At 70.3% G+C, this 2,540-nt stretch carries 5 protein-coding genes; 3 read left to right on the top strand and 2 right to left on the bottom strand.

Annotated elements, in window-relative coordinates:
• Positions 1-455 (bottom strand): envelope integrity protein Cei (cei, locus tag Q2100_RS28205; protein WP_302916698.1); only part of this gene is annotated, 455 nt, incomplete at its 3' end.
• A 178-nt stretch (positions 456-633) separates the two neighbouring features.
• Between cei and Q2100_RS28200 the strand changes: the two genes are divergently transcribed.
• On the top strand, positions 634-936 hold the full coding sequence (locus tag Q2100_RS28200; protein WP_090344025.1) for a DUF4193 domain-containing protein: 303 nt from the start codon (positions 634-636) through the stop codon (positions 934-936).
• Between the two features lie 7 nt (positions 937-943).
• On the opposite strand, the gene Q2100_RS28195 is transcribed toward Q2100_RS28200, so the two are convergent.
• On the bottom strand, positions 944-1,441 hold the full coding sequence (locus Q2100_RS28195) for a DUF3093 domain-containing protein (protein WP_269896151.1): 498 nt from the start codon (positions 1,439-1,441) through the stop codon (positions 944-946).
• A 25-nt stretch (positions 1,442-1,466) separates the two neighbouring features.
• On the opposite strand from Q2100_RS28195, the gene dut reads away from it, so the two are divergent.
• Positions 1,467-1,931, top strand: coding sequence for a dUTP diphosphatase (dut, locus tag Q2100_RS28190; RefSeq protein ID WP_264015294.1), 465 nt, complete (start codon positions 1,467-1,469; stop codon positions 1,929-1,931).
• Positions 1,931-2,540, top strand: a 610-nt coding sequence (locus Q2100_RS28185; protein WP_302916697.1) for a DUF3710 domain-containing protein, incomplete at its 3' end; no start/stop codon positions are given. The genes dut and Q2100_RS28185, both read left to right, overlap by 1 nt.

Here is a 2,540-nt window from a genome sequence, read left to right as displayed (position 1 = left end):
GCCGCGGCGCCGCGGCCGGAGGGCCCGAACCGGATCTGGCCGTGGCAGTTCAGCCGGGTGCTCGCGTAGACGGCGTCGTTGGCGGCCTCGGGCTGGGCGAAGCCGAGGTCGCGCAGCTCGCCGGCCACCTCGGCGGCCTGCCCGCCCTGGCCGCTGGCGTTGAGGACGCGGATCCGGGTGTCGGCCAGCTTGGCGGGCGCGACGTCGGTCATGTCGGCGGTCGACACCTGGGTGCCCAGGGGTGGCGGCGTGGGTTCACCGGGCGCCGGGGCGGGTGGCCGGTTGCACACCGCCGCCTGGGCGACATCGGTGGACTGGTTCAGCGCGATCGACCACACCACCATCGTCACCACCGCCAGCGCTGCCAACGTGATCATCGCGGGCAGGAAATTGCGGCGCCGGAACGGCCGACCGTGCTTGTCGAAGGCCGTGCCCTCGGTGATGTGGGATACCACGGCTAGCACTCTAAGGCCTGGTGGGGCGAAGGTTGCTTGCGGCGCCGGGGCTCCCGACGGAGCATTGTGATGTAAATCACACTGGAACCTGTGGCAGTGCGGGCACGAATCGTTTGGGGAATGCGTTCGACGCTGGTACAAAGCACTGCTGCAAGGATTGATGGAGGGGACGAGGACGATGGCTACCGACTATGACGCTCCACGCCGCACAGAGACGGACGACGTCTCCGAAGATTCGCTCGAGGAGCTGAAGGCGCGGCGCAACGAAGCCCAGTCGGCCGTCGTCGACGTCGACGAGTCCGAATCGGCCGAGTCGTTCGAATTGCCCGGCGCCGACCTGTCCGGTGAGGAACTCTCGGTTCGGGTCATCCCGAAGCAGGCCGACGAGTTCACCTGTTCGAGTTGTTTCCTCGTGCATCACCGCAGCCGGCTGGCCAGCGAGAAGAACGGCATGATGATCTGCAGCGACTGCGCTGCCTGACGTCGTCTCAGTCCTGTCGCAGCGCGGCGAGCACCCGATCCGGGTGGCGCGTGCTGATCAACCAGTACGGCGTCGGGTCGTCCGGGTCGTCGAGCACCAGCAGAACCATCGGGCCGACCCACGCCCGGTGGACGACGTACGCCGCAGGGTCGAGCTGGCGGCCGAGCGCCGCCGACTTCGCCGACCGCGGCACCTCCGCGGACCGGGCGACGACGCCGACCGGCAGGTGCGCCTCGTTGACCCACAGTTCGGGACCGGCTTCGGGCGTCGCACCCGGTCCGGGCGACACCACCCGCAGCTCGGACCTGCTGAACCACACCAGCACCGCGGCGGCGACCGGCAGCAGCACCGCGAAGGGCAGCCACACGGGCAGACTTCGGACGCCCAGGGTCACCTCGTACGCGATCAGCGCACCGAGCCCGAGCCCGGGCAGCCACCACCACCACGGCACCCACAACCGCTCGCGGTAGCGCACCGTTTGTGTGGTCGCGCGCGTGTCTGACACGCGGGCCAGAGTAATCTGTGACGTCGTGTCCACCTCTCTGGCGGTTGTGCGCCTGGACCCCGACCTGCCGATGCCGAGCCGAGCCCATGACGGCGACGCAGGCGTCGACCTGTTCAGCGCCCAGGACGTCGAACTGGCCCCCGGCCAGCGCGCACTCGTACCCACCGGCGTCGCCGTCGCCATCCCGCACGGGATGGTCGGGCTGGTGCATCCGCGCTCGGGTCTTGCTGCGCGCGTGGGACTTTCGATCGTCAACAGTCCCGGCACGGTCGATGCCGGGTACCGCGGCGAGATCAAGGTGGCACTGATCAACACCGACCTGCAGACCCCCATCGTCGTGCGCCGCGGCGACCGGATCGCCCAACTGCTGGTGCAGCGGGTGGAGTTACCCGATCTGGTCGAGGTGGCGTCGTTCGACGAGGCCGGTCTGGCAGGCACCACCCGTGGCGAAGGCGGCCACGGTTCCTCCGGCGGACATGCGAGTTTGTGATGGCATTCGGTAAACGTAAGAACACGGGCGACACCGGGCAGGAGACCTCGGAGGCCGCGGCGGCCGCCGCGGCCGCCGAGGCGGACCTCGAGGGCCCCTTCGACATCGACGACTTCGACGATCCGGCCGTCGCGGCACAGGGCAGGCTCGACCTCGGGTCGGTGCTGATCCCGATGCCCGCCGCCGGCCAGGTGCAGGTGGAGCTCAACGAGGGCGGCGTGCCGAGCGCGGTGTGGGTGGTCACGCCGAACGGCCGGTTCACCGTCGCCGCGTACGCCGCGCCGAAGTCCACGGGACTGTGGCGTGAGGTCGCCGGCGAGCTGGCCGATTCGCTGCGCAAGGACTCCGCCGACGTGCGCATCCAGGACGGTCCGTGGGGCCGCGAGGTGATCGGCACGGCCGGCGGCGGCGTCGTCCGGTTCATCGGGGTCGACGGCTATCGCTGGATGATCCGCTGCGTCGTGAACGGGGTCGCCGAGTCGGTGGACGCGCTCGCCGAGGAGGCGCGCACCGCTCTGCGCGACACCGTGGTCCGTCGCGGCGACACACCGCTGCCGGTGCGCACCCCGCTGCCGATCCAGCTGCCCGAGCCGATGGCCGAACAGCTGC

This window comes from Mycolicibacterium arseniciresistens (assembly GCF_030519285.1).
In the GTDB taxonomy this organism is placed as follows: domain Bacteria; phylum Actinomycetota; class Actinomycetes; order Mycobacteriales; family Mycobacteriaceae; genus Mycobacterium; species Mycobacterium arseniciresistens.
This window is presented reverse-complemented; position numbering and strand designations above follow the sequence as displayed.